Source organism: Burkholderia sp. BC1, assembly GCF_052683555.1.
The window spans coordinates 15,361-40,757 of the sequence record NZ_JBQYLP010000201.1 but is presented as its reverse complement, the minus strand read 5'-3'; the positions used below and the strand labels follow the sequence as shown (position 1 = coordinate 40,757).

Here is a 25,397-nt window from a genome sequence, read left to right as displayed (position 1 = left end):
GGCTACGTCTGCGATGACCGCCGAGCCGAATAAATCAGCGTTTCCCTAGCGACATATCCGCAACCGTAGGCCGCCTGTCCGGCTTCCTTGTCATGACTGAATCCACCTCGAAGCGCGCACTGCAGACCCGTATCGTTCAACCCGACGACGTCATTCCGGAGGGCTTCCGCTCGTTCGTGCCGCCGGTCGCACGCGCGTCGACGGTCGTGTTTCCCGATCTCGCGACGATGCGCCAGCTCGACTGGCGCAAGGACGGCCAGTGGCGCTACGGGCTGCATGCGACGCCGACGTCGCTCGCGCTCGCGCAGCGGCTCGCCGAGATCGAGGGCGGCACGCACGCGCTGCTGCAGCCGTCGGGGCTCGCGGCGATCATGAACGTGTATTTCGCCGTCGTGAAAGCGGGCGACGACGTGCTGATTCCGCACAACGTGTACGGCCCGAACGCCGATTTCGGCAACTGGCTCGCGAAGGATTTCGGCATTTCCGCGCGCTTCTACGACCCGCTGATCGGTGCCGGCATCGCCGAGCTGATCCAGCCGAACACGCGGCTGATCTGGCTCGAGGCGCCCGGCTCGGTGACGATGGAAGTGCCGGACGTGGGCGCGATCACGGCGGCCGCCCGTGCGCGCGGCGTCGTCACCGCAATCGACAACACGTATTCGGCGGGCCTCGCGTTCAAGCCGTTCGAGCACGGCGTCGACATCTCGGTGCAGGCGCTGACCAAATACCAGTCCGGCGGCAGCGATCTGCTGATGGGCGCGACGATCACCGCGAACGCGGAACTGCATGCGCAGCTGAAGCTCGCACGGATGCGCTGCGGCGTCGGCGTGTCGGTCGACGACTGCTCGCTCGTGTTGCGCAGCCTGCCGAGCATGCAGCTGCGCTTCGACGCGCACAGCAAGAGCGCGCTGTCGCTCGCGAAGTGGCTGAAGACGCGGTCCGAGATCGCTACCGTGCTGCATCCGCAACTGCCCGACTGTCCCGGCCATGAGTCGTTCGTTCGCGACTTCACGGGCGCGGGCGGGCTGTTCTCGGTGGTGTTCGACGAGCGGTACAGCGCCGCGCAGGTCGATCGTTTCGTCGAGTCGCTCCAGCTGTTCGCGATCGGCTGGAGCTGGGGCGGCGCATGCAGCCTCGCGGTGCCGTACGACGTCGCGTCGATGCGGCCCGAGTGGCCGCATCGCGGCACGCTGGTGCGTTTCTACATCGGTCTCGAAGACGAAGCCGATCTGCGCGCGGACATCGAACGCGCGCTGCACGCGGCGCTCGGCTGAGTCCCGCGTACGCGTAGCACGCTGCGGCAAAAAGAAACGCCGGCGCGAAGCGATTCGCGCCGGCGTTGTCGTCTCTACGGTGCGCGGCGTTGCGCGTCAGAACAGCCGCAGCAGCCCGTCGAGGCCGACGTGATCGAACGCGACCGTCGCCGCGTCGCGCACGACCGGCTTCGCGTGGAACGCGACCGACAGCCCGGCCTCCGCCATCATCTTCAGGTCGTTCGAGCCGTCGCCCATCGCGATCGCGCGGCTCGGCGCGATGCCGAGCGACGCACACGTGTCGCGCAGCAGGCGCGCCTTGACGTCGGCGTTGACGATTTCGCCGAGTACCTTGCCGGTCAGCTTGCCGTCGACGATCTCGAGCGTGTTCGCATGCGCGTAGTCGAGACCGAGCCGCGCCTTCAGCCGTTGGGTGAAGAACGTGAAGCCGCCCGATACGAGCAGCGTCTTCAGGCCGGCTGCCTTCACGCCGGCGAGCATCGTCTCGGCGCCCGGCGACAGCTGCAGCCGTTCTTCATAGACGCGTTCCAGCGCGTGCGCGTCGAGGCCCGCGAGCAGCGCGACGCGCCGCGTGAGGCTTTCGTTGAAGTCGCGGATCTCGCCGCGCATCGACGCTTCCGTGATGGCCGCGACCTGCTCCTTCAGCCCGCAGAAATCGGCGATCTCGTCGATGCATTCGATCGTGATCAGCGTCGAATCCATGTCCATCACGACGAGGCCGAAGTCGCGCAGCGTGCGGCCTGCGTCGACGAACGCGAAGTCGAGCGCATGCGTGCCGCAGTACACGGCAAGATCGCCGCGCTGCGCGGGATCGGCGCCTTCGACGCGCAGCGCGCAATCGTCGGTCTGCACGATGCGGGTGCCGCGCGACAGCGCGAGCAGCGGTTTGTGGTGCGCGTTCGACAGCGGCGCGACGCTCTGGATGACGAGGTTCTGGCTCATGACGGGATGGTTGGGAAGCGAATGAAACGCGTGCGCGGCCGGCATGCGGCCGCCTGCGGACGCGCGCTCCGGTCGGCTACCGGGCCGGCGCGTCGCGAACGCGACATTGTAGCCGGTCGGCCGCAGGCGGCGGCTAGCGGGCGTCGATGCGGTCCCAGTACGGCGGATCGCCGAAATGCTCGGCGAGGAACGCGATGAACGCGAGCGTCTTCAGCGGCACGTGCGCACGGCTCGGATAGACGGCCCAGACGGCGATGTCCTCGGCGAACGGATAGTCGTCGAGCACGGTGACGAGCGCGCCGCTCGTGAGCAGCGGGCCGACGTCCCAGGTCGACTTGATCGCGATCCCGAAGCCGTCGACCAGCGCTTCGCGGATCGCCTCGCCGTTGCTCGCGACGAGCCGGCCGCCGACGCGCACCGTGAACGGCCCCTGCGGCGTCGCGAACGACCAGTCGCGCTGGTCGCCGAGGATCACGCACTCGTGCTGCGCGAGATCGGCCGGATGGCGCGGCGTGCCGCGCTCGGCGAGATAGGCGGGCGAGCAGCACAGCACGCGGCGGTTGGTCGCGAGCTTGCGCGCGACGAGCGTCGAATCCTTCAGTGCGCCGAGACGGATCGCGACGTCGTAGCCTTCGTCGACCAGATCGACGATTTCGTCGGACAGCCGCAGGTCGAGCGATACCGACGGATAGCGGCGCAGGAACGCCGGAATCACCGGCGCCACATGCTGGCGGCCGAACGACGACGACATCGACACCTTCAGCCGCCCGTAAGGCTCGGTGCGGCCGCGGCCGACCGATGCGCGCGCGGCGTCGGCAGCCGAGAGCAGCGCTTCGGCGCGCGCCATGAAGATTTCGCCGTCCTGCGTCAGGCTGATCCGGCGCGTGGTGCGGTGCAGCAGCCGCGCGCCGAGCTGGCGTTCGAGCTGCGCGATGCGCGCGCTCGCGACCGCGGCCGACACGCCGAATTCGCGCCCGGCGGCCGTCACGTTTGCGAGCAGCGCGGCGCGCACGAACAGCCCGACGTCGAGCAGATCGAGCGGCTTGTCGGGCGCCGGAATCGGGTCGGCCTTCATTGTTCGGAAATTCCTGAAAATGTTTCAGGAAATATAGCGGTTTTTTCTAAGGATCGCGCGGCCTACGATGACGTTCATGGGGCCGCGTCGCGGCCCGCTGCTGACAAGGAGTGTCGACATGAAAGCCGTTGGACTGACCCGTTATTTGCCGATCGACGACCCGCAGGCGTTGCTCGACGTGGAACTGCCGCAGCCCGTGCCCGGTGCGCGCGACGTACTCGTGAAGGTCGAAGCGATTTCCGTGAACCCGGTCGATACGAAGGTGCGTGCACCGAAGCCGCAGGTCGAGGACACGCCGCGCGTGCTCGGCTGGGACGCGGCCGGGACGGTCGTCGCGGTCGGCGCCGACGTGACGCTGTTCAAGCCGGGCGACGAGGTGTTCTATGCAGGCAGCATCACGCGGCCCGGCGCGAACAGCGAGTTCCACGCAGTCGACGAGCGAATCGTCGCACTGAAGCCGCGCACGCTCGACTTCGCGGCGTCGGCCGCGCTGCCGCTGACGGCGCTGACCGCCTGGGAAGCGCTGTTCGACCGGCTCAACGTGTCGCCGCAGGGCGCGGACGCCGGCAAGACGGTGCTGATCATCGGCGGCGCGGGCGGTGTCGGTTCGATCGCGATCCAGCTCGCGAAGACGCTCGGCAAGCTGCACGTGATCGCGACCGCGTCGCGGCCTGCGTCGTCCGAATGGGTGCGCTCGCTCGGCGCCGACGAAGTCGTCGATCATTTCGGCGATCTGCCGGCACAGCTGCGCGACGCGGGGCACGCGAACGTCGACTACGTGTTGATCTTCAACGACACGGACCACCATTTCCCGGCGGCTGCCGAAGTCATTCGGCCGCAAGGCGGCATCTGCACGATCGTCGAGAACGCGAAGCCGGTGCCGGTCGAGCTGCTGAAGGCGAAGAGCGCGGCGTTTCACTGGGAGTTCATGTTCACGCGCGCGATGTTCGAGACGCCCGACATGATCGAGCAGCACCGCATTCTCAGCGAAGTCGCACGGCTCATCGACGACGGCACGCTGCGCACGACGGTCGGCGAGCATCTCGGCACGATCAATGCGGCCAACGTGCGGCGCGCGCATCAACTGCTCGAAGGCGGCCGCGCGATCGGCAAGCTGGTGCTGAGCGGCTTCTGAGCACGCAGCGTCCCTAAGCGGCGCGATGCGGCGAGCGCAAGCGGGGTAACACCCGATGCGTTCGCAACGCATCGCGCCGCGCTTGGCGGTAGACTGGCAGCGCATCATGCATGCATCGAAAACCGCACGGCACGCGCGTGCCGTCGCAAGACAAGGAGGTCAGCATGAGCCAACGCAGCTTGTCGGTCGCCGCAGCGTGGTCCGTCGCCATCGCGGCGGCGTGCGTGAGCGCGAGCGCAGTCGCGGCTCCGCCCGTCAAGGGCAGCCTGAAGGGCGGCGGCACGGGGCAGCTCGAATACACGGTGAAGGTCGACTCGAAGACCTTCGGCAGCATGCAGGAGACGCGCAAGATCCGCTCGGGCGAGACCGACGACTTCAACTGGAAATCGGTGCCGCCGAGCGGCGCGGTCGCGATGCCGGACGGCTGTCCGAACGCGCAGAACCTGCCGCGCGACGCGAACGGCGCGATGGTGCGCCAGACGCAGGTGCGGCTCGCGCCGTCGGTCGACGCGAAGGGCATCGCCAACGTCCAGATGAGCTTTCAGGCGGCCGCGCCGAAGGGCACGCGCAGCGTGAAGGCCGGCGGCAAGTCGCTGCAATGCCCGGACGTCGTCGCGGTGAGCCAGGTGAAGTGGGTGTCGCTGTCGACGAACGGCGGCTCGAAGTCCATCACGATGAACGACGGCACGAAAGTGACCGTGTCGATCAAGCGCTGAGCCGGCGCGCGGCCGGCATCGTCCGGTGCGCGCGCAACGAGCGGGCGGCCTGCGTTCGTACGCGTGGCGCCAGGCCGTATCCGCAGCCGGAGGCCATCGATACGAGCGCCACGCGCGCTCGCTGCGGCCTCGCTTCACGCCGTTTCGCGCTGCATCGATCCGCTGCGCCGCTCCATGGTTCGCGCGCCGCGTGACGCGATGCCGATGTCGCGCTATGCTCGCCGGCATCGTCCCTCTCTGCCAACGACCTCCGATGAAACATCGAATGCGCGTGCTGCTGTCGGCCGTCGCGTTCGTCGCGGCCCATCATGCGCAGGCCGCCGACGACTGCAGCTTCGTGAAGAAAGTCGCGCTGCCGGCGCGGCAGCAGACGATCGTCGTGTCGAGCGGCGCGCTCGAGCCGTGCTCGACCGGCAGCTATGCGGTGCGCGTCTATTCGACCGCGAACACGGCGCCCGGCTTCGATACCGACGACTACGTGAGCGGCGCGCTGCATGCGCGCGACGGCACCGTCACCGATGCGTTCGTCGCCGATCTCGGCGCGCGTGCGCCTCATGCGCTGATCGTGACGACGCGTTCGGCCGGCAGCGGCGGCTACGTCGGCGCCCAGGCCTATCTGACGACGTCGCGCGCTGTGACGCTCGTCGCGTCGGTCGACGGGCTCGCGCCCGGTGCCGATGTCGCGGCGGCGCTGCGTCGCGCGCTCGGCGCACGTCGCGGCACGCACTGAGCGCCCCGCGATGCGTTCACGACGCGCTCACGACGTGCGCTCTTCGAGCCGCGACGCGAGAAAGCGATGGTCGGCCGAGAACAGCCGGCGATACGTGAGCAGCACGGCCCCGACGGTACCGAGCGCGGACGCCGCCGCGATCAGGAACATGATCACGATCTGATAGCGCACCGCCTGCAGCGGCGACTGGCCGGCAAGCACCTGGCCCGTCATCATGCCGGGCAGGCTGACGACGCCGACCACGGCCATCTGGTTCAGCGTCGGCAGCATCCCCGCACGCACGGCCTGACGCGCGGCGTCCTGCGCGGCTTCCCAGCGCGTCGCGCCGAGCGCGAGCGCCGTTTCGACGCGATCGCGGCGCGCCGTCAGCTCCTCCATCATCCGCTCGACGCCGAGTGCGACGCCCGTCAGCGTGTTGCCGAGGATCATCCCGAGTATCGGGACCGTATATTGCGGCGCGTACCACGGATGCACGCGAATCACGACGAACAGCCCGATCGCCGCGACGAGCCAGCTGCTGAACCAGATCGACGCGATGCTGTCGATGCGCTGCCCGCGATACGTGCGCTTGCTGCGCCCGGCGCCCGCGAATCCGGCCACGGCCGTCATCAGCGCGGTGAGCGGCAGCACGACGTACCAGTGCGGATGGCCGAATACCCAGCCGAGCACGTAGCCGATCGCGAGCAGCTGCACGACGGTGCGCACGGCGGCGAGCGCGAGCTTGCGGCCGAGGCCGAGCGACAGCGCCGCCGAAATCGCGCCGTTCACGGCGACGAGCGCCGCCGCGATGCCGACGTCGACGAGGCTCAGATCCTGCAGGGCGGGGCTCATTGCGCGGCCTCCGGTGCGTCGGCGGCGCGCAGCACGCCGGCCTGCATGCGCAGGTGCTTGGTCGCGATCCGCGCTGCCTGCGCCGGATCGTGCGAAATCCACATGTAGGCGCGCGCATCGGGCGCGGCGTCGAACCATGCGCCGACCAGCGCCTCGATCGCGCGCGTCGAGTCCGGGTCGAGCGCGGAGGTCGGTTCGTCGAGCAGCAGCACGTCGGGGTCGAGCTGCAGCACGCGCAGCAATGCCGCGATCTGCGCTTCGCCGCCCGACAGCTCGCTCGCGCGCTTCGCGAGGAAGTCGGCGCCGCGGCCCGCACGCGCGGCCAGCGCTTGGACGCGTGCGCGATCGAACGCGATGTCGTGGTAGATCGCGAGCGAATACGGATAGCGCAGTTGCGATTCGACGGTGCCGTCCATCGGCGCGGGCCGCTGGCGCACGTACGCGACGCTGCGCCGATAGCGCGGAATCGCGCTGCGCCGGATGCGTGCGCCGCGCCACAGGATCTGGCCGCCGTCGAGCGGGTCGAGCAGCGCGAGCGCGCGCAGCAGCACGCTCTTGCCCGAGCCCGACGGGCCCGTGACGGCCATACTCGAGCCGGCGGCGAGACTGAAGTCGGTCGGCTCGAGCAGCGTCTTGCCGGAGGCTGCGTCGCGACGTGTGATCTGGTGCGCGTCGATGAGGCCGGTGGGGGCGGTCATGTCGTAAATGAAAAAAAGCGTTAATGGCGCCGAGGTCGTGCGACGGCGTGCGCCATAATACCTATTGCAAATTCCGCGCGGGTGCGTGCGCCGTTCACGGTGCGGCACGGCGCGACGCCTGCGCAGAACAACAACGGAACAGCCATGACGCTTACCCGAGTCATCGGAAAGACGGCTGCATGGATCGTCGGCATCGTCGCGATCTTGATCGCGGCCACCGTCGTCTTCATCGTCACCTTCGACTGGAACCGCGCGAAGCCGTGGATCAACGAGCACGTCAGCGACGCGCTCGGCCGCCCGTTCGCGATCAACGGCGACATCAAGGTCAACTGGCGCCGGCCCGACGGCGAAACCGGCTGGCGCGCGTGGGTGCCGTGGCCGAGCTTCTCCGCGACGCAGATCGAGATCGGCAACCCGGACTGGGCCAAGTCGCCGCGGTTCGCGACGCTCGACGCCGCGCATTTCGATCTTGCGCTCCTGCCGCTGCTTGCCCATCGGATCGTCATTCCGTCGATCGACGTCGTCAATCCCGCGATCGATCTCGAACGGCTCGCGGACGGCCGCAACACCTGGACTTTTCAGTTCAAGCAATCGTCGCAGCCGTCGCGCTGGGACGTGCGGCTCGACAACTTCGGATTCGCGAAGGGCACCGTCACGTATCGCGACGCGATCACGAAGGCCGATCTGACGATCGCGATCGATACGCTCGGGCAGCCGATTCCGCTCGGCGACGTGCTCAAGGAGCAGGAGCGCACGTCGCGCGCGGCGTCCGCGCAGCGCGTCGGCAAGCGCGGCGCCGCGCAGCTCGGCGCACGAGCCGATGCGCAGGCGGCGTCCGAGGCGTCCGCGGCGTCCGCGCCGGAAGCCGCGAGCGGTGCGTCGGCGACGGTTGCGTCTTCAACGTCGGCGGCCTCGGCGGCCTCGGCATCGGGTGCGTCCGCCGCGGCGCCCGCGTCCGGCGCGAGCGGTGCGGCCGCGCCCGCGCGACCGACCGGCCCGACTTACGCGTTCGGGCTGAAGGTCGACGGGCGCTACAGGAACGTGCCGATCAGCGGCACCGGCAAGATCGGCGGCGTGCTCGCGGTGCAGGATGCGACGCGGCCGTTTCCGCTGCAGGCCGACGTGAAGGCCGGCGACACGCGGCTCGCGATCGTCGGCACGCTGACCGATCCGATGCATCTCGCGGCGCTCGACCTGCGGCTGTGGCTGCAGGGCACCTCGATGTCGCATCTGTATCCGCTGACGGGCATCACGCTGCCCGACACGCCGCCGTATGCGACCGAAGGGCGGCTGATCGGCAACTTCAAGCGCAACGCGAGCACGTTCCGCTACGAGCACTTCAACGGCCGCGTCGGCGGCAGCGATCTCGGCGGCACGCTCACCTACGCGCAGCGCGATCCGCGTCCGAAGCTGTCCGGCGAGCTCGTGTCGAACCTGCTGCAGTTCTCCGATCTCGCGCCCGTGATCGGCGCCGATACGGCCGCGAGCAAGGCGCAGCGCGGCGATACGACACGCCAGCCGCCGGGACGCGTGCTGCCGGTCGAGACGTTCCGCACCGATCGCTGGCGCGCGCTCGACGCCGACGTGAAGTTCACCGGCCGCAAGCTGATCAAGAGCGCGAAGCTGCCGATCACGAATCTCTATACGCACATCGTGCTGACCGACGGCGTGCTGTCGCTGCAGCCGCTGCAGTTCGGCGTCGCGGGCGGCACGCTGGCGACCACCGCGCACCTCGACGGCAGCAGCACGCCGCTGAAGGGGCGCTTCACGGTCGCGGCACGGCATCTGAAGCTCAGGCAGCTGTTCCCGACGCAGCAGGTGATGCAGTCGGCGCTCGGCGAAATCAACGGCGACGCGTCGCTGTCGGCGCGCGGCAATTCGCCGGCCGCGCTCGCGGCCACTTCGACCGGCGAAGTGAAGGCGCTCGTGACGGACGGCCGCATCAGCCGGCTGCTGATGGAGGCGGCCGGGCTGAACGTCGCGAACGTCGTCTACGAAAAGCTGTTCGGCAATCGCGACGTGAAGATCAACTGCGCGGCGATCGATTTCGTCGCGACCGACGGGATGCTCGATCCGAAGGTGTTCGCGCTCGATACCGACGACGCGCTGATCAACGTCGACGGCAGGATCAACCTGCGCGACGAATCGCTCGACCTGAAGATCCATCCGCACACGAAGGGCTTCCGGATCTTCTCGCTGCGCTCGCCGCTGTATGCGAAGGGGACGTTCAAGAATCCGAACGTCGGCGTCGACGCGGGCGCACTCGCGCTGCGCGCCGGCGCGATGGTCGGCCTCGGGCTCCTCAATCCGTTCGCGGCGCTGATTCCGCTGATCGCGCCGAGCAACAACAAGGACGTGCCGTGCTCGCAGCTGTTCGCGCAGATGAAGGCGCCGGCGAAGGGCGCGGCGAAGGCGTCGAAATGACGCGCACGGCGGGCGGTACGGCCCGCCGCGCGCGGCGCCCTTGACGGGGACGGAACGGCGCCGTCTGCAGTTTCTTCGACACCTGCTAAAATACACGGTTTTCCGTCGATTTCTCTCTTAACGGGACCTGCCGTGCTTTCTACTGCCAACATCACGATGCAATTCGGGCCGAAGCCCTTGTTCGAGAATATCTCGGTCAAATTCGGCGAGGGCAACCGCTATGGTCTGATCGGCGCGAACGGCTGCGGCAAGTCGACGTTCATGAAGATTCTGGGCGGCGATCTCGAGCCGAGCGGCGGCAACGTCGCGCTCGAGCCGAACGTGCGTCTCGGCAAGCTGCGCCAGGATCAGTTCGCGTACGAAGACGTGCGCGTGCTCGACGTCGTGATGATGGGCCACACCGAGATGTGGGCCGCGATGACCGAGCGCGATGCGATCTACGCGAACCCGGACGCGACCGACGACGACTACATGCACGCGGCCGAACTCGAAGGCAAGTTCGCCGAATACGGCGGCTACGACGCCGAGGCGCGCGCGGGCGCGCTGCTGCTCGGCATCGGCATCGAGGAGAAGTTCCACAACGGTCCGATGCGCGACGTCGCGCCGGGCTGGAAGCTGCGCGTGCTGCTCGCGCAGGCGCTGTTCTCGAAGCCGGACGTGCTGCTGCTCGACGAACCGACCAACAACCTCGACATCAACTCGATCCGTTGGCTCGAGCACACGCTGAACGAGTACAACTCGACGATGATCATCATTTCGCACGATCGTCACTTCCTGAACTCGGTGTGCACGCACATGGCCGACATGGACTACGGCACGCTGAAGGTCTGGCCGGGCAACTACGACGACTACATGCTCGCGTCCGCGCAGGCGCGCGAGCGCCAGGCGGCCGCGAACGCACGTGCGAAGGAGCGCGTGGCCGAACTGCAGGACTTCGTGCGCCGCTTCTCGGCGAACAAGTCGAAGGCGCGTCAGGCGACGAGCCGTGCGAAGCAGATCGACAAGATCAAGATCGAGGAATTCAAGCCGTCCTCGCGACAGAACCCGTTCATCCGTTTCGAGTTCGAGAAGAAGCTGCACAACATCGCGGTGGTCGCCGAAGGCATCACGAAGAAGTACGACCGCACGATCTTCGAGAACTTCAACCTGTCGGTGCAGCCGGGCGAGCGGATCGCGATCATCGGCGAGAACGGCGCGGGCAAGACGACGTTGCTGCGTGCGCTGTACGGCAATCTGACGCTTGATCACGGCTCGGTGAAGTGGGCCGAGAACGCGAACGTCGGCTACATGCCGCAGGACACGTACGAGGAGTTCCCGGACGACATCACGCTGATGGACTGGATCGACCAGTACCGCAAGGACGGCGACGACGAGACGATGGTGCGCGGCACGCTCGGCCGCCTGCTGTTCTCGGCCGACGACATCAAGAAGTCGGTGAAGGTGCTGTCGGGCGGCGAGAAGGGCCGCATGATCTGGGGCAAGCTGATGCTTGGCCGCCACAACGTGCTGCTGATGGACGAGCCGACGAACCACATGGACATGGAATCGATCGAGTCGCTGCAGATCGCGCTCGAGAAGTTCGAAGGGACGCTGATTTTCGTGTCGCACGACCGCGAGTTCGTGAGCGGGCTGGCGAACCGGATCATCGAAGTGAAGACGGATGGCACGCTCGTCGACTTCGGTGGGAATTACGAGGACTTCCTCGCGAGCCAGGGGCAGGATTGATTCGCTGATTTGCCGTAAAAAACTGCACCCCAAAGGTCGGATGTCAAGCCAACCTTTGGGGTGTTTTTCATGGTGAAGCAGGGCGAGGTGCAGACCGGGGTTTCAAGCGACCGGCAATCTCGCGCGTGCGTGGAAATGCAACGGCACGCACCGCTCACGAACGCCGCCTGGCCGGACACCGCAGCACTCGACCGTTCAACCGGTCAGGCTCTCAATCGCCACACGCCGGCACCCGTTCGTCCGGAATCGCGCGTTCCGCCAGCGCGACGTAGTCGCCCGACGCCGTACGTTCGACCCGCGCATCGACGTGGTACGCCAGGCGCAGGTTCGGCGGCGTCAGCGCGTCGGCCGGCGCCCCGTCGGCGACGAGCCCGTCGCGACTCAACAGCACGAGCCGATCACAGAAACGCGACGCCAGATTCAGGTCATGCATCGCAACGAGCACGATCGCGCCGCGCTGGCGGGCCGCATCGCCGACAGCCTCCAGTGCGAGCAATTGCCAGCGCAGGTCGAGCGCGCTGGTCGGCTCGTCGAGCAGCAGCAGCGGTGTGTCACGCACCAGTACCTGTGCGAGGCCGACCATCTGCCGTTGGCCGCCCGACAATTGGTCGAGCGGCGACATCGCCAGCGGGTGCAGCCGCAGTTGGGAAAACACCTGCTGCAGGCGCCGGTCGCGCGTCGCGTCGGACATGCCGCCGCAGGTCGCGCGCAGTGCGCTGCACACGGCTTCGTACACGAGCAGCGACGAGGGCTGCGGCAAGGTTTGTGGCAGATAGCCGACCTGGCGCATGTGTTCGCGGCGCGACCCGCCCAGCAGATCGAAGCCGCCGAACGTCGCGCGACCGCTCGACGACGCGAGCCGCGCCAGTGCGCGCAGCATCGTCGACTTGCCGACGCCGTTCGGTCCGAGCAGCCCGATCATCGTGCCCGGTCGAACCGGTGCGAGCGACAAATCCTCGAGCACGACCCGCGCGCCGTAGCGGACGCACAGGGCGTCGATGTTCAGCGTCGGCTCAGCCATCGAGCCTCCTGCGGCGACTGACCAGCAGCATGAACAGCGGGACGCCGACCAGCGCGGTGATGATGCCGATCGGCAATGTCACGCCGGGGACCAACGCCTTGCTGAGCACCGACGCGCCGGCCAGCATGATCGCGCCCGCGAGTGCTGCGCCCGGCAGGTAGTAGCGATGCTCGTCGCCGACCAGCAGGCGTGCGACGTGCGGCCCGACGAGGCCGACGAAACCGATCGTGCCGACGAACGACAGCGCCGTGGCGGAGAGCAGGCTGATGCGCGCGAGCGCGACGAGCCGCAGTCGTTCGACCGCGATGCCCATGCTGCGCGCCTGCGCGTCGCCTGCGCGCAGCGCTGTCAACGATGCGACGTCGGCGCTCGACCACAGCGTGCAGGCAACGAACACGCAGCTCAGCAGCGCGATGTTTCCCCATGTTGCGCGCGCGAGGCTGCCCATGCTCCAGAACACGATCTGTTGCAGCGCATTGGCGTCGGCGACGAACTGCAATAGCCACAGCAGCGCCTCGAAGCTGAACATGAGGCCGATGCCGAACAGCACGACGGTTTCTGTCGTTGCGCCGTGGCGCCAAGCGAGCCAGACGATCAGCAGCGTCGCGAGGCTCGCGCATGCGAATGCGCCGAGCGACAGGGCGACGTTCTCGTTCCACAGCACGAGGTGCCATCCGGAGAGCACGACGAGCGACGCGCCGACGCTCGCGGCGGCCGACATGCCGAGCGTGAACGGGCTCGCCAGCGGGTTGTTCAGCACGGTCTGCATTTCGGCGCCGGCCAATCCCAATGATGCGCCGACGAGCACGGCCATCAGTGCGTAGGGCAGGCGCACGTCCCACAGGATCACGCGCTGTTCGAGCGGCAGTCCGTCGGGGCGAAGCAGCCCTCCGACAAGGTCGGCGAGCGGAAACGAAGACGGACCGGTCGAGATGTCGATGAGCAGCAACGTGACGAGCACGCACGCGAGCGCGGCGAGTGCGCCGATGCGCCGCGCGGCGATCGCGCGGTAGCGCAGCCGCAGTGACGGCGAAGAAACAGGCGTCGAACTCATGCGGCTGCTCCGGGGGCGCGGTCGTCGGCCATGCGCGATGCGAGCGCGAGACTCGGCAGCACGACACCACCGTGATCTTCGCCGTCGATCAGGCGAAAGGCGGCGTCGAGCCCTGGGCGGCCGCCGACCCGCGCGACAAAGTCTCGGGCAGAGCTGACCTGCTTGCGCGCCTGCTGGCGGCGCATCCGCTCGACATCGCGGTTCGGCGCGCCTTCCTCGAGACTGCCGGCGGTTACGAGCAGGCGCAGCGGCGGCGCGAGCGGAGCCGTTTGCGCGACGAAGCGGTCGGCATGGGGCAGCAGCGCGCGATCGCCCCACCAGATGGACGGGCTCGCGGCTACGTAGCGCCGGAACAGATGCGGGCGCGTGAGCAGCGCGTACAGCGTCAACAGTCCGCCGTACGAGTGGCCGAACAGCGTTTGCCGTTCGCGATCGACGGGCAACTGACGGGCGAGCCATGGTTGCACGTCATGCTCGATGAAGTCCAGAAAGCGGTCCGCGACGACGCCGCGGCCGTCCGGCAGCGGCGCGAGCGTGTAGTCGTTCGCGCGTGCCGCCATGTCGTAGGGGCCGTCGACGGGATAGCCGATGCCGATCACGACGGTTTCGGCATCGCGCGTGCCGTCCGGCCGCGCGTGGCGATTGCGGGCCAGTTGCGCGGCGAGCGGGAACAGCGCATTGCCGTCGAGCACGGTGAGCACGGGATGAGGCGCAGTGCCGGACCGTTCGGCGGGCAGAGCGACGAACAGGCGCCGCGAGCGACCGCCAACGGTCACGTCGAACTGACAACTGTTTGCCACGACGATCGGCGGTGCGGTGTCGACCGCGGGCCATGCCGGGGTGCCGGTAGCGCGCGCGGCCGCGAAATGGCCGCCGAGCGGACCGGCAAGCCCGGCGACGAGCAGGGAGCGACGCATGGAGGAAGCTGGCATCCGCATCTCAGGACCCTTCCTGCACCCAGTATTCGCCTTGCAGCGGAACGGGCTGGAAGCGTTGCACCATCGTGTCGAAGGTGGCGCGCGGATCGAGATCGGCGAACAGCGTCGGGTGCAGCCACTTGGCCATCGCCTGAACGGCCACGACGTTGAACGGTGAATTGTAGAAGTGATGCCAGATGGCGTACGCGCGTCGTTCGCGAACCGCACGCAGCGGTGCGATCTGCGGTCGTTTCAAGGAGCGGTCGAGCGAGCGCACGGCGTCGTCGTGCCGCACGCCGGGGCCGAGCGCGATGCGCTGCGGCGCACTCTGCAGCGTCTGCCGCGAGCCGATCGCGGTGCCGATATAGAAATCGGGCTGTCGGCTCAGGAGGTATTCCGGATTTAGCGTGCCGTGCTCGCCCGGCACGGGACCTTTCGCAACGTTGTTGCCGCCGGCGGCGTCGAGCAGATGGCCCATCATTCCGGTCATCGTGTCGCAGCAGTCGTTCGACAGGCCGACGCGGCTCTCGAGGAAAACGCTCGGCGCGACGGGACGTGCAGCTGCGAGCCGCGTGCGGACCAGATCGAGCTGTTGCTGCCAATACGCGTTGAATGCCGTCGCGCGCTGCGGCGAGCCAAGCACCTGGCCGAGCAGCGCGATGCTGCGCGGCGTGTTGGCGAGCGGATCGTGGCGGAAGTCGACGAACACGATCGCGACACCGGCCGCTTCAAGCCGCGCTAGCGTCTCGCGATCGCGCTCGCCGGGACCGTGGCCGCCGCCGAGCCCGAAGATCGCGACCTGCGGGCGTAATGCGAGTGCGCGCTCGTCGCTGAAGCTGCCGGACTGCGAGCGCCCGATGCGCGGCACGTCCTTCAGGCGCGGGAAGCGCGCGAGCCATTGTGCGTAGCTCGCCGGATCGAGCTGTTCGAAATCGCCCATCATGCCGACGAGCCGGCGCGCCGGGTCGTTGTCGACCACCGCGAGCGCCGGCAGCAGGCGGCCTTCGCCGAGCAGCACGCGCTCGACATGCCGAGGAATTCGGACCTGCCGCCCGGCCAGGTCGGTGATGGTGGTCGTGCCTGCCTGCGCGGCCTGCACCACGAGCCAGCTGCACAGCCAGACGGCCAGTGCAGCCCACATTCCGCTTGTCTTTCTCACGCGACTCCCGATACGATGTTAATGAGAACGATTCGCATTTAATTGTAGTCGAGCCGGGGCCGCGGCAGGGCCGTCGGCTGTTTGATTGAACGCCAAAATGATTTGCGCGGGCGCCGAAGGGGCTCGCGTACGGGGGTATGACGACATGACATCGCCGACGCCAGCCGCTTTCCATTCCGATCGCTATCGACATGACGCGCACGTCGCACGAATCCGCGAGGTGCGGCCCGGCCTGCGTATCCATGCGGACGATGCAACGGACGAATTCGATGCCGTCATGTCGGGACAGTGTTCGCCGGGCCTGCATCTCGTGTTGTTGCTGGAAGGGGCGCTCGACGTGTCGTACGGCGAGCGGCGCGTGGTGCTGACGACCGAGGGGCGACGGGCAGTCCGCACGCGCAGTGAAATCGCGCGGCCGGCCGGCGCATGCAGTCGTTTTTGCTCAACGCGGTCGAGCCGGATACGTTCCGCCGGCGGCTCAGCAAGGGTGGTTATGCGCGGCGGCTGAGTCTCGCGATGTCGGGGGAATGGCTCGGACATCTGCAGGCGGCCAGTTGCGGCGCATTGCCGAAGCAGCTCGACGCGATGCTGTCCGCGCATCTCGCGATCCGTTTCTGGCAACCGACGCCGCGCGCGACGGCGCTCGCCGAGCAGATCGTACGGCCGCCAGCCTATCAGCCGATGCTGCAGGCCATCTATCTGGAAAGCCGCGTGCTCGAACTGCTTGCGGAGGCGTTTGCGCCGCTCGAGACCGACGCGGTGCAGACCGTGGATGCGCCGCTCGGATCGCGCGACTATCGCCGGATGGCCGAATTGCGCGCTTTCCTCGCAAGCGACGCAGCGCAGGAACTGTCGATCGACGACATCGCCCGGCACGCGGGAATGAGCGCGAACGCGATGCAGCGTCAGTTCCGGGCCGCCTACGGTACGACCGTGTTCGACTTCGTTCGTGAACAGCGTCTGCAGCGCGCGCGGCTCGCGCTCGAGCGCGACGCGGTGAGCGTCAAGCAAGCCGCAGCGCTGGCCGGCTACACGAGCGCGGCGAATTTTGCGACGGCCTACAAACGCCGCTTCGGCGTCACCCCGACGCTCGCGCGGCGCAGCGACCACCGTTGACGGGAGAGGGTGACGGCGCTCAAACGAGTTCGATGCTTACACAAAGGTTTCGGTCACTTTCATGTTTCATAATGAAAATGAGAATCAATTGCATTATGAAACTTCGGAAGTGCCACCATGTCGAGTCAAGTCGCAAGCTTTACGTTGAAACCGGTTGTCGTCGCCGGCCTGTATCTGATGGGGGCGTCGTGCGCGTGGGCGCAGACGTCCGAGCGGGCGGCGACACCCGCCGCTGCATCGTCGGTTACCGCGCGGGCCGCGGTCGTTGAGCCGACCAAAGCCGCGTCGCCCGATGCCGCGTCACCCGATGCCGCCGCCGATGCGGCCGCGCTGAAGGAAATCGTCGTCACGGCGAGCCGGCGCGAGCAGGCGATCCGCGAGGCGCCCGCGAGCATTTCGGTGATCAGCCGGGAGGACATCGAAGCGAAGCCCTATACCTCGGTCGCCGAGATCGTCTCGAATGTGGAAGGCGTGAGCGTCGTCGGCGCCTCGCCGAACGACCAGGACATCTCGATTCGCGGGATGCCGGGGGAATACACGCTGATCCTCGTCGACGGCCGTCGGCAGAACACGCGCGAAACGATGAACCGCGGCACGGCCGGCGTGCAGTCGAATCTGCTGCCGCCGCTGTCCGCGATCGAGCGCATCGAGATCGTGCGCGGCCCGATGTCGTCACTGTACGGCGCCGACGCAATGGGTGGCGTGATCAATGTGATCACGCGCAAGGTGCCGAAGCGCTGGGGCGGCACGGTGACGGCCGGCAGCGTGTGGCAGCTCGAATCGGACCAGGGCGACACGCAGAGTGTCGACTTCTGGCTGGGCGGGCCGCTCAAATCCGACGTGCTCGGGTTGCAGGCGTCGGGGCGTCTCCTGCATCGCGGCGAAGACGACATCTACTATCCGAACAGCGGCGCGAGCGGGGCGAACGGGCAGCGGATCGGCAGCTTCGACGTGAAGTTGTCGGCGAAACCCGCGAGCAACCAGGATGTGAGCGTCAACGTCGGGCGCGAGCAGCTCACCTATCTCAGCACGCCGGGCAAGAGCGCCGCGCCGCTCACGCCGCGTACGTCCGCGTCGGCACTCACCGAGACGCGTCACGTTCGCGACTACTGGGGCATCACGCACGACGGTCGCTGGGGTTTCGGCGACACGACGGTGTCGCTGTACGGGGAGCGCGGTGTGCAGGATCAGTGGACGCCGATCGGACGGTCGCCGGTGAAGCCGGCCTTGACCGACACGATTCTCGAGGCCAAGGCTGCGGTGCCGTGGTGGAGCGAGCGCAACATGCTGACGGTCGGCGGCCAGCACATCTGGTCGCGGCTCTCGGGCGTCGGCATGCAGGACGCCGTCCCCAAGGGCAGGGATGCCAACGCGAATCGCATCACGCGCAACGCGTGGGCGCTGTTCGGCGAGAACGACTATTTCTTCAACGACCGTTTCACGCTGACGACGGGCCTGCGGCTCGATCACGACGATCGCTACGGCAGCCACGTGAGCCCGCGGATTTACGGCGTGTACCAGCTCGGCAAGGCGTGGACAGTGCGCGGCGGCGTATCGACCGGTTTCCGTCCGCCGTCGTTGCGCCAGAGCACGGGCGGTTACTGCATGACGTCGGGCGGTGCGGCGGGCGCGATGCCCGGCACGCTGTGCGGCAACCCCGATCTCAAGCCCGAGACGAGCCTGACCGAGGAACTCGGTGTGCGCTACGACGTGGGCGACACGTATGCAGGGCTGACGCTGTTCAATAACCTGTTCAAGAACAAGGTGGCGAGCTACGACACCGGCAAGCCCGATCGGCGCTCGCCGGGTCGCAACATCTACGTCTACGACAACATCGATCGGGTCAAGCTCTATGGACTCGAGATCGGCGCCGGTACGCGCCTGTCGCGCACGCTGAAAGTGTCGGGTGCGTATACGTTGACCGAATCGCGTCGCGAAGGCAGCGGCGAAAAGGCGTTCAACGGCAGCTCGCTCGACGGCTACCCGCTCGACAAGACGCCGAAGCACAAATTCAACGTGCAGGTCGACTGGACGCCGACGGCCAAGCTCGACCTTTACGCGGCGGCGAACTACATCGGCAGCGAATACTGGGCCGCGTTCCGCAACGGTGCGCAGGGCGTGCGTGAACGCCCGTCGACGACGACCTTCGATCTCGGCGGCCGCTATCGGATCGATAAACGCTTCTCCGTCAATTTCGCGCTGCTGAACCTGACCAACAAGATGGTGCCGATCGACGATCGGACCCGCACGACCGGGCTCGGCGGCAACTGGCTGGTCGATCAAGGGCGCCGTGTTGCGGTGAGTTTGACCGCCGAAATGTGACGGCATGGCCGGCGCGGCTACACGAGCGGCGCCAGCGGAATTCTGGACGCCGGCAACGGCAACAAGCTCGATCTGAGCGGTGGCGGCCTGAAGCAGCAGGTCACGAAGCAGATCTGCGACAAGGTGTTGTCGCAGGCGAAATCGCTGCTGTAAGCCGCAGCGCGCACCGTTCGCGTGCGTCGAACCGTCGCGCGCGAACGGAGAGCGCGAACCGAGAGCGCAACGCGATGCCGGACGACGCGATCGCGCGCCCGGCATCCGCTTTCAGTGCGAAAAATCCGTTACGACCGTCACACCGGCGCCTTCGAACCGGTTCATGTTCATCAGCGCCTCGACCGACTCGCCGAGGCTGATTTCCTTGCCGATCAACCGGCTCGGCGCCAGCTTGCCGGCGCGCACCATTTCGAGCATGGCATCGTAGCGATGCGCCTGCATTCCGTGGCTGCCGAGAATTTCGAGCTCGTGGGCGATCACCTTGCTCATCGGCACCGCCGGCGTCGCATGCTCGCCGAGCATCAGCCCGACCTGCACGTGCCGGCCGCGGCGACGCAGGTTCGCAATCGAGTTGAAGCAGGTGCTCGGGTGGCCCAGCGCGTCGAGCGACACGTGCGCGCCGCCGCCGGTAATGTCCTTCACCGCATCGACGACGTCGGCGACCTGCGACGCATCGACGGTCGCCGCCGCGCCCACCGCGCGCGCGAGCGCAAGCGCGGCCGCCGAAATGTCGACTGCGACGACATTCGCACCGATCGCGTTCGCGATCATGATCGCCGACAACCCGACGCCGCCGCAGCCGTGCACCGCGACCCATTCGCCGGCCGACGTGCGCCCCTGATCGACGACCGCGCGAAACGACGTGACGAACCGGCAGCCGAGGCTCGCCGCGGTCGGAAAATCGAGCGAATCGGGCAGCCGCACGAGGCTCAGGTCCGCATGATGGATGCCGACGAATTCGGCGAACGAACCCCAGTGCGTGAAGCCCGGCTGAAATTGCCGCTCGCATACTTGCTGGTTGCCGGAATGACACTCGGGGCAGCGGCCGCAGCCGGCGACGAACGGCACGGTCACGCGGTCGCCGGCCTTCCAGCGCGTGACGTCCGCACCGGTCGCGACGATCACGCCCGCCAGTTCGTGTCCCGGCACGTGCGGCAGCACGATGTCCGGATCGTGCCCCATCCAGCCGTGCCAGTCGCTGCGGCAGACGCCGGTCGCCTTCACCTCGATCACGACGCCGTCCGGCGCGGGCGTCGGGTCCGCGACCTGCATCACGCGCGGCGCGGCGCCGAACGCTTCGTAAACGACTGCTTTCACCATTTCCTCCTGTTGCGAATGACTCTTTCACTATAACCGCGCAATATCGGATTTATCTTTCGTTTTTCGATTGAGGCGCAGGCTCTTTTGGGCTAGCCTTGCGACCGATGCGCCATCGCTGCAAGGAGCTTTCATGGAACAACTGGACAAGATCGATCGCGGGATGCTCGACATGCTGCAGCGGGACGGGCGCGTCTCGAATGCGCGGCTCGCGGAAGCGTTCTCGCTGAGCGAGACGTCGTGCTGGCGCCGGCTCAGGCGCCTCGAGGACGCGGGGCTGATCGAGGGCTATCACGCGCGGCTCGACCGCCGCAAGCTCGGGCTCGGCGTGATGGCGTTCGTGCAGATCGTCTGCACCCAGCACAGCGAGGAGGTGACGGCCGAATTCGAACGGCTGATCGCCGCGAGCCCGAACGTGCTCGCGTGCGACAACACGACCGGCGAAGCGGATTTCCTGCTGCAGGTGGTCGCGGCCGATCTCGACGACTACAGCCATTTCGTCGAGAAGGTGCTGCGCAAGCTGCCGGGCGTGCTGAGCATCCGCTCCAATCTGTCGCTGCGCCAGCTCAAGTCGACGCACCGGCTGCCGATCGTCTGACGCGGGCGGCGGTTAATCGGCCAGCCGTTTGTCGGCGAGCGCCTTGCAGCAGTCGTCGTACACCCACTGCACGAGCTTCGCGCGATAGTCGAGATCGTCGGTGTCGACGATTTCCTCGACGGCATCGCGTGCCCACGTGGCGTCGACGAAACTCGCGTGGCGCTTCGCGATGTCCTGCGCGAGCGCCGCGAGCTTCGCGATTGCCAGCCAGTCGGCTTGCCGTTGATGACGATCGAGCCAGCGGTGCGCGGCCTTCACCTGAAAGGCGGCGTCGGGCCAGGATTCGTTCAGGTAAAACGCGCCGAGATTGCCGCAGGTGAGCCAGCAAAGTAGCTCGAGGCGGTCGTGCGAGCCGAGGGTGTGGGATGCGTCGGTCATGGCAGCGCTCACGAAAGGCATCGGTTCCGGGTGGCGCGGCCGTGCGGGCCGGCGCCGATATTAAAAACATAGCACGATGCAGGCCATGCCGCGCATCCGTCGTCGTGCCGGTGTTGCGCCGATGTTGCGTCGCCGGAACGGCGCGCACGCGCGCGCGGCGGGCGTCGTCGGCGCGTGCGGCGGTCGCTAGAATGACCGCTTTCCGGGAGACAGGAACGACGATGAAAATCTACGACCAGTTCTATATCGACGGCGCATGGTGCAAGCCGGCCGGCAGCGGCACGATCGACGTGATCGACTCCGGCACCGAGGCTGTGATGGGCCGGATTCCGGAGGGGCTGCCTGCCGACGCGCAGCATGCGATCCGCGCGGCGCGCGCCGCGTTCGACGGCTGGGCGGCGACGCCGGCCGCCACGCGCGCGGGCTATCTGCGCCGGATCGCCGAGCGTCTGCAGGCGCGCCACGAGGAACTGGCGCAGTCGATCGTCGGCGAGGTCGGGATGCCGATCAAGCTGTCGCGCGCGATCCAGGTCGGCGGCCCGATCTACAACTGGAACGCGTACGCGAAGCTCGCCGAATCGTTCGCATTCGAAGCGCAGGTCGGCCATTCGCTCGTCGTGCGCGAGCCGGTCGGTGTCGTTGCGGCGATCACGCCGTGGAATTACCCGCTGAACCAGATCACGCTGAAAGTCGCGCCGGCGCTCGCGGCCGGCTGCACGGTCGTGCTGAAGCCGACCGAAATCGCGCCGCTCAACGCGTTCATGCTGGCCGAAGCGATCCACGAAGCGGGGCTGCCGGCCGGCGTGTTCAACCTCGTGTGCGGCTACGGCCCCGTCGTCGGCGAGGTGCTCGCGACCGATCCCGACGTCGACATGGTGTCGTTTACGGGCTCGACGCGTGCCGGCAAGCGCGTGGCCGAACTCGCGTCGGCGAGCGTGAAACGCGTCGCGCTCGAACTGGGCGGCAAGTCGGCGTCGATCGTTCTCGACGACGCCGATTTCCCGGCAGCCGTGAAGGGCACCGTCAACGCCTGTTATCTGAACGCCGGCCAGACCTGTTCCGCGCACACGCGGATGCTCGTGCCGCAAGCGCGCTACGAAGAGGCGCGCGCGCTCGCGAAGGCGGCGGCCGAAGCCTACGTCGCCGGCGATCCGCGCCTCGACACGACGCGCCTCGGCGCGCTCGCGTCGGCGGCGCAACAGCAACGCGTGCTCGCGTACATCCAGCGCGGGATCGACGACGGCGCGGAGCTCGTGACGGGCGGCACCGGCCTGCCGAACGGCATCGACAAGGGCTTCTTCGTGAAGCCGACCGTGTTCGGCCGCGTCGACCCGAAATCGACGATCGCACAGGAGGAGATCTTCGGGCCCGTGCTGTCGATCATCACGTACCGCGACGAGGACGACGCGGTGCGCATCGCGAACGACTCGCCGTACGGTCTCGGCGGCGCGGTATGGGCCGGCAGCGACGAGCGCGCGCTGCGCGTCGCACGCCGGCTGCGCACGGGCCAGGTCGACATCAACGGCGGCGCGTGGAATCCGGCCGCGCCGTTCGGCGGCTTCAAGCAGTCGGGGTACGGCCGCGAGAACGGCGTGTACGGTCTCGACGAATATCTCGAGTACAAGTCGCTGCAACTGCCCGCGCGCAAGCCGGCCTGAGCGCGGCGCGACGACGGCGCGCACGCGTGCCGTCGTCGTTCGTTGACGGCCGTCAACGTGCGCGGCGGCCGATCGTCGATCATCGCGTTTCCGACGATGTTTCGACGAGGCTTCAGATGACCGTCCGCAGTTCCTTTCCGCCGCTCACGATCCGCGGCCGTCCCTTGCTGCCGATCGTGCAGGGCGGCATGGGCGTCGGCATCTCCGCGCACCGGCTGGCCGGCAGCGTCGCGCACGAGGGCGCGCTCGGCACGATCGCGAGCATCGACCTGCGGCACCATCATGCGGATCTGCTCGCGCGCTGTCGCGCGCAGCCCGACCGTGCGACGCTCGAAGCGGCGAACCTCGAGGCGCTCGCGCGCGAGATCCGGCTGGCGAAGACGTACGCGCAAGGGCGTGGGATGATCGCGGTCAACGTGATGAAGGCGGTGAGCGCGCATGCGGACTACGTCCGCGTGGCCTGCGACGAGGGTGCCGACGCGATCGTGATGGGCGCCGGCCTGCCGCTCGACTTGCCCGATCTCGTGCAGGGCCGCGACATTGCGCTGATTCCGATCCTGTCGGACGGCCGCGGGATCGCGCTGGTGCTCAGGAAGTGGATGAAGAAGGGCCGGCTGCCCGACGCAATCGTGATCGAGCATCCCGCGCATGCGGGCGGCCACCTCGGCGTCACGCAGCTCGCCGACATGCACGATCCGCGTTTCGACTTCGCACGCGTGCTCGACGACGCCGCGCAGGCGATCGCGTCGCTCGGCATCGCCCGCGACGCGATTCCGCTGATCGTCGCGGGCGGCATCAACAGCCACGACGCGGTGCGCGCGGCGCTCGAGGCCGGCGCGCACGGCGTCCAGGTCGGCACGCCGTTCGCGGTGACCGAGGAGGGCGACGCGCATCCGAACTTCAAGCGCGTGCTCGCCGATGCGACGCCGGACGACATCGTCGAATTCGTCAGCGTGACGGGCCTGCCCGCGCGCGCGGTCAGAACGCCGTGGCTCGACCGCTATCTGCGCAACGAGGCGCGCATCCGCGCGAAACTCGGTGCGCTGAAGCAGCGCTGCCCGACCGCGCTCGAATGCCTGAGCGTATGCGGGCTGCGCGACGGCATCGAGCGGTTCGGGCATTTCTGTATCGATACGCGGCTCGCCGCCGCGCTGCGCGGCGACGTCGCCAACGGCCTGTTCTTCCGCGGCCGCGAAGCGCTGCCGTTCGGCCGTGCGATCCGCAGCGTGCGCGATCTGCTCGACCTGCTGCTGACCGGCCGCGCGGCAGAGCCTGCGACAAACCGTCCCACGTTTACGCTGGCTTGACGGACATCAAGATGCGCGAAAGACCCTACACGGAAAATGGAGATCATTATTCGGGGGTCCGTACCATGCATCAAACCATTGACACGATTCGAACACGTTTCATTGCCGCGGCCGTGGTGGCCGCGAGCGTCGCGCTGCCGTCGCTCGCGCAGGCGGCGTCGCCCGGCGACGGCATTCATCAGGGCGACGTCCTCGTGCGGCTGCGCGCAATCAGCATCCAGCCGAACGAGCGCGGCAGCGACACGCTCGGCGCGCTGAACGTCGGCGTGAACAACGCGATCGTGCCGGAGCTCGATTTCACGTACATGATCCGCGACTACCTGGGCGTCGAGCTGATCCTCGGCACGTCGCGGCATCAGGTGACGTCGAGCGCCGGCCATCTCGGCGGCGTGAACGTGCTGCCGCCGACGCTGCTGCTGCAGTACCACTTCAACCATGCGGGCAAGGTGCGGCCGTACGTCGGCGCGGGGCTGAACTACACGTACTTCTACAACAACGGGCTCAACGTCGGCGGCGAGGGCGTGTCGATCGGCAAGAGCAGCTTCGGGCCGGCGCTGCAGTTCGGCGTGGACGTGCAGATGACGAAGCGCGTGTTCCTGAACGTCGACGTGAAGAAGATCTGGATGAGCACGGACGCGACGCTCGGCGACCGCGGCATCGGCACGCTGCATATCGATCCGCTGATCGTCGGCGTGGGTGTCGGGATGAAGTTCTAGCGCCGCACGCGGCACGAAACGAACGGAGTTGGGGTTCGCGGCATGGCAGTCGGCATGCCGCGTTTTTTATTCGTGCGGCGCGCGCTTACAGCTTGTCGTTGCGGAACCGCATCGCGGTGCCTTCGCGCGTGATGCGCGTCCACACGGCGCGCTTTTCGTCGTCGCTCATGAACACCCAGTTCGAGACCTCGGTGGCCGTGCGGCCGCAGCCCTTGCAGACTTCGTCGAAGAGGGTCGAGCAGACGCCGATGCAGGGGCTGTCGGGCAGGTCGTGGAGATTGGAGGCCATC

The 25,397-nt window shown here is 67.8% G+C and carries 24 protein-coding genes and 1 pseudogene; 14 read left to right on the top strand and 11 right to left on the bottom strand.

Features of this window, described 5'->3' with window-relative positions:
* Window positions 1–92 precede the first annotated feature (92 nt).
* Window positions 93–1,274, top strand: coding sequence for a cystathionine beta-lyase (locus ACSHSS_RS31065; protein WP_006399953.1), 1,182 nt, complete (start codon window positions 93–95; stop codon window positions 1,272–1,274).
* Window positions 1,275–1,370: 96 nt separating this feature from the next.
* Here the strand turns inward: ACSHSS_RS31065 and serB are convergent, their stop codons facing one another.
* The gene (gene serB, locus ACSHSS_RS31060) at window positions 1,371–2,216 is read right to left on the bottom strand and encodes a phosphoserine phosphatase SerB (RefSeq protein ID WP_445546048.1); all 846 of its coding nucleotides are present in this window, start codon (window positions 2,214–2,216) and stop codon (window positions 1,371–1,373) included.
* A gap of 133 nt (window positions 2,217–2,349) precedes the next feature.
* On the bottom strand, window positions 2,350–3,291 hold the full coding sequence (locus tag ACSHSS_RS31055; protein ID WP_445546047.1) for a LysR family transcriptional regulator: 942 nt from the start codon (window positions 3,289–3,291) through the stop codon (window positions 2,350–2,352).
* Between the two features lie 118 nt (window positions 3,292–3,409).
* On the opposite strand from ACSHSS_RS31055, the gene ACSHSS_RS31050 reads away from it, so the two are divergent.
* The 3 genes from ACSHSS_RS31050 (at window position 3,410) to ACSHSS_RS31040 (ending at window position 5,872) form a co-directional block, all read left to right on the top strand.
* The gene (locus tag ACSHSS_RS31050) at window positions 3,410–4,426 is read left to right on the top strand and encodes a zinc-binding alcohol dehydrogenase family protein (protein ID WP_012213275.1); all 1,017 of its coding nucleotides are present in this window, start codon (window positions 3,410–3,412) and stop codon (window positions 4,424–4,426) included.
* 164 nt (window positions 4,427–4,590) lie between these two features.
* Window positions 4,591–5,142 carry a DUF6013 family protein gene (locus ACSHSS_RS31045; protein ID WP_445546046.1) on the top strand — a complete coding sequence of 184 codons (552 nt, stop codon included), beginning with the start codon at window positions 4,591–4,593 and terminating at the stop codon, window positions 5,140–5,142.
* Window positions 5,143–5,395: 253 nt separating this feature from the next.
* Complete coding sequence (locus ACSHSS_RS31040) at window positions 5,396–5,872, top strand: PliI family lysozyme inhibitor of I-type lysozyme (RefSeq protein WP_217262728.1); 477 nt, start codon at window positions 5,396–5,398, stop codon at window positions 5,870–5,872.
* 27 nt (window positions 5,873–5,899) lie between these two features.
* Here ACSHSS_RS31040 and ACSHSS_RS31035 read toward each other — a convergent pair whose 3' ends face one another.
* Together ACSHSS_RS31035 and ACSHSS_RS31030 are read right to left on the bottom strand one after the other, a co-directional pair.
* Complete coding sequence (locus tag ACSHSS_RS31035; RefSeq protein WP_006399960.1) at window positions 5,900–6,703, bottom strand: ABC transporter permease; 804 nt, start codon at window positions 6,701–6,703, stop codon at window positions 5,900–5,902.
* A complete protein-coding gene (locus tag ACSHSS_RS31030; protein WP_105842220.1) occupies window positions 6,700–7,401 on the bottom strand; it encodes an ABC transporter ATP-binding protein in 702 nt (233 codons plus the stop codon). The genes ACSHSS_RS31035 and ACSHSS_RS31030 overlap by 4 nt, the downstream gene beginning before the upstream one ends.
* A 144-nt stretch (window positions 7,402–7,545) precedes the next feature.
* Here ACSHSS_RS31030 and ACSHSS_RS31025 point away from each other — a divergent pair, with 144 nt between their 5' ends.
* On the top strand, window positions 7,546–9,825 hold the full coding sequence (locus ACSHSS_RS31025; protein ID WP_445546045.1) for an AsmA family protein: 2,280 nt from the start codon (window positions 7,546–7,548) through the stop codon (window positions 9,823–9,825).
* 132 nt (window positions 9,826–9,957) lie between these two features.
* The gene (locus tag ACSHSS_RS31020) at window positions 9,958–11,550 is read left to right on the top strand and encodes an ABC-F family ATPase (RefSeq protein ID WP_006404738.1); all 1,593 of its coding nucleotides are present in this window, start codon (window positions 9,958–9,960) and stop codon (window positions 11,548–11,550) included.
* 211 nt (window positions 11,551–11,761) lie between these two features.
* Here the strand turns inward: ACSHSS_RS31020 and ACSHSS_RS31015 are convergent, their stop codons facing one another.
* From ACSHSS_RS31015 to ACSHSS_RS31000, 4 genes are read right to left on the bottom strand one after another with little or no spacing between them, the layout of a single operon-like run.
* On the bottom strand, window positions 11,762–12,571 hold the full coding sequence (locus ACSHSS_RS31015; protein ID WP_445546044.1) for an ABC transporter ATP-binding protein: 810 nt from the start codon (window positions 12,569–12,571) through the stop codon (window positions 11,762–11,764).
* Window positions 12,564–13,625, bottom strand: a complete 1,062-nt coding sequence (locus tag ACSHSS_RS31010) for a FecCD family ABC transporter permease (protein WP_445546043.1) — start codon at window positions 13,623–13,625, stop codon at window positions 12,564–12,566. The genes ACSHSS_RS31015 and ACSHSS_RS31010 overlap by 8 nt, the downstream gene beginning before the upstream one ends.
* Window positions 13,622–14,557: an alpha/beta hydrolase gene (locus tag ACSHSS_RS31005; protein ID WP_445546042.1), complete on the bottom strand. Its 936-nt coding sequence runs from the start codon at window positions 14,555–14,557 to the stop codon at window positions 13,622–13,624. Before ACSHSS_RS31005 ends, ACSHSS_RS31010 begins: the two co-directional genes overlap by 4 nt.
* A gap of 7 nt (window positions 14,558–14,564) precedes the next feature.
* Window positions 14,565–15,683: an ABC transporter substrate-binding protein gene (locus ACSHSS_RS31000; RefSeq protein ID WP_445546041.1), complete on the bottom strand. Its 1,119-nt coding sequence runs from the start codon at window positions 15,681–15,683 to the stop codon at window positions 14,565–14,567.
* Between the two features lie 103 nt (window positions 15,684–15,786).
* Between ACSHSS_RS31000 and ACSHSS_RS30995 the strand changes: the two genes are divergently transcribed.
* The 4 genes and pseudogenes from ACSHSS_RS30995 to ACSHSS_RS30980 form a co-directional block, all read left to right on the top strand.
* The gene (locus tag ACSHSS_RS30995) at window positions 15,787–16,209 is read left to right on the top strand and encodes a hypothetical protein (RefSeq protein ID WP_445546040.1); all 423 of its coding nucleotides are present in this window, start codon (window positions 15,787–15,789) and stop codon (window positions 16,207–16,209) included.
* On the top strand, window positions 16,128–16,817 hold the full coding sequence (locus ACSHSS_RS30990) for a helix-turn-helix transcriptional regulator (protein ID WP_445546039.1): 690 nt from the start codon (window positions 16,128–16,130) through the stop codon (window positions 16,815–16,817). The genes ACSHSS_RS30995 and ACSHSS_RS30990 overlap by 82 nt, the downstream gene beginning before the upstream one ends.
* 117 nt (window positions 16,818–16,934) lie before the next feature.
* Window positions 16,935–19,139, top strand: a complete 2,205-nt coding sequence (locus ACSHSS_RS30985; RefSeq protein WP_445546038.1) for a TonB-dependent receptor domain-containing protein — start codon at window positions 16,935–16,937, stop codon at window positions 19,137–19,139.
* A 15-nt stretch (window positions 19,140–19,154) separates the two neighbouring features.
* Window positions 19,155–19,292 (top strand): annotated as a pseudogene (locus ACSHSS_RS30980) (DUF2501 domain-containing protein); the annotation flags it as partial.
* Window positions 19,293–19,403: 111 nt separating this feature from the next.
* On the opposite strand, the gene ACSHSS_RS30975 reads toward ACSHSS_RS30980, so the two are convergent.
* Window positions 19,404–20,450 carry a zinc-dependent alcohol dehydrogenase family protein gene (locus ACSHSS_RS30975; RefSeq protein WP_445546037.1) on the bottom strand — a complete coding sequence of 349 codons (1,047 nt, stop codon included), beginning with the start codon at window positions 20,448–20,450 and terminating at the stop codon, window positions 19,404–19,406.
* A gap of 133 nt (window positions 20,451–20,583) precedes the next feature.
* Here ACSHSS_RS30975 and ACSHSS_RS30970 point away from each other — a divergent pair, with 133 nt between their 5' ends.
* Complete coding sequence (locus ACSHSS_RS30970) at window positions 20,584–21,048, top strand: Lrp/AsnC family transcriptional regulator (RefSeq protein ID WP_217262716.1); 465 nt, start codon at window positions 20,584–20,586, stop codon at window positions 21,046–21,048.
* A 12-nt stretch (window positions 21,049–21,060) separates the two neighbouring features.
* Here the strand turns inward: ACSHSS_RS30970 and ACSHSS_RS30965 are convergent, their stop codons facing one another.
* The gene (locus tag ACSHSS_RS30965; RefSeq protein WP_006399981.1) at window positions 21,061–21,426 is read right to left on the bottom strand and encodes a hypothetical protein; all 366 of its coding nucleotides are present in this window, start codon (window positions 21,424–21,426) and stop codon (window positions 21,061–21,063) included.
* A 221-nt stretch (window positions 21,427–21,647) separates the two neighbouring features.
* Here ACSHSS_RS30965 and ACSHSS_RS30960 point away from each other — a divergent pair, with 221 nt between their 5' ends.
* The 3 genes from ACSHSS_RS30960 (at window position 21,648) to ACSHSS_RS30950 (ending at window position 25,107) form a co-directional block, all read left to right on the top strand.
* On the top strand, window positions 21,648–23,084 hold the full coding sequence (locus ACSHSS_RS30960; protein WP_445546036.1) for an aldehyde dehydrogenase family protein: 1,437 nt from the start codon (window positions 21,648–21,650) through the stop codon (window positions 23,082–23,084).
* 116 nt (window positions 23,085–23,200) lie between these two features.
* Window positions 23,201–24,391 carry an NAD(P)H-dependent flavin oxidoreductase gene (locus ACSHSS_RS30955; RefSeq protein ID WP_105855418.1) on the top strand — a complete coding sequence of 397 codons (1,191 nt, stop codon included), beginning with the start codon at window positions 23,201–23,203 and terminating at the stop codon, window positions 24,389–24,391.
* 65 nt (window positions 24,392–24,456) lie between these two features.
* Window positions 24,457–25,107, top strand: coding sequence for an OmpW/AlkL family protein (locus tag ACSHSS_RS30950; protein WP_006399987.1), 651 nt, complete (start codon window positions 24,457–24,459; stop codon window positions 25,105–25,107).
* An 85-nt stretch (window positions 25,108–25,192) separates the two neighbouring features.
* On the opposite strand, the gene ACSHSS_RS30945 is transcribed toward ACSHSS_RS30950, so the two are convergent.
* Window positions 25,193–25,396: a DUF1289 domain-containing protein gene (locus tag ACSHSS_RS30945; RefSeq protein ID WP_006404745.1), complete on the bottom strand. Its 204-nt coding sequence runs from the start codon at window positions 25,394–25,396 to the stop codon at window positions 25,193–25,195.
* Between the last annotated feature and the right edge of the window lies 1 nt (window position 25,397).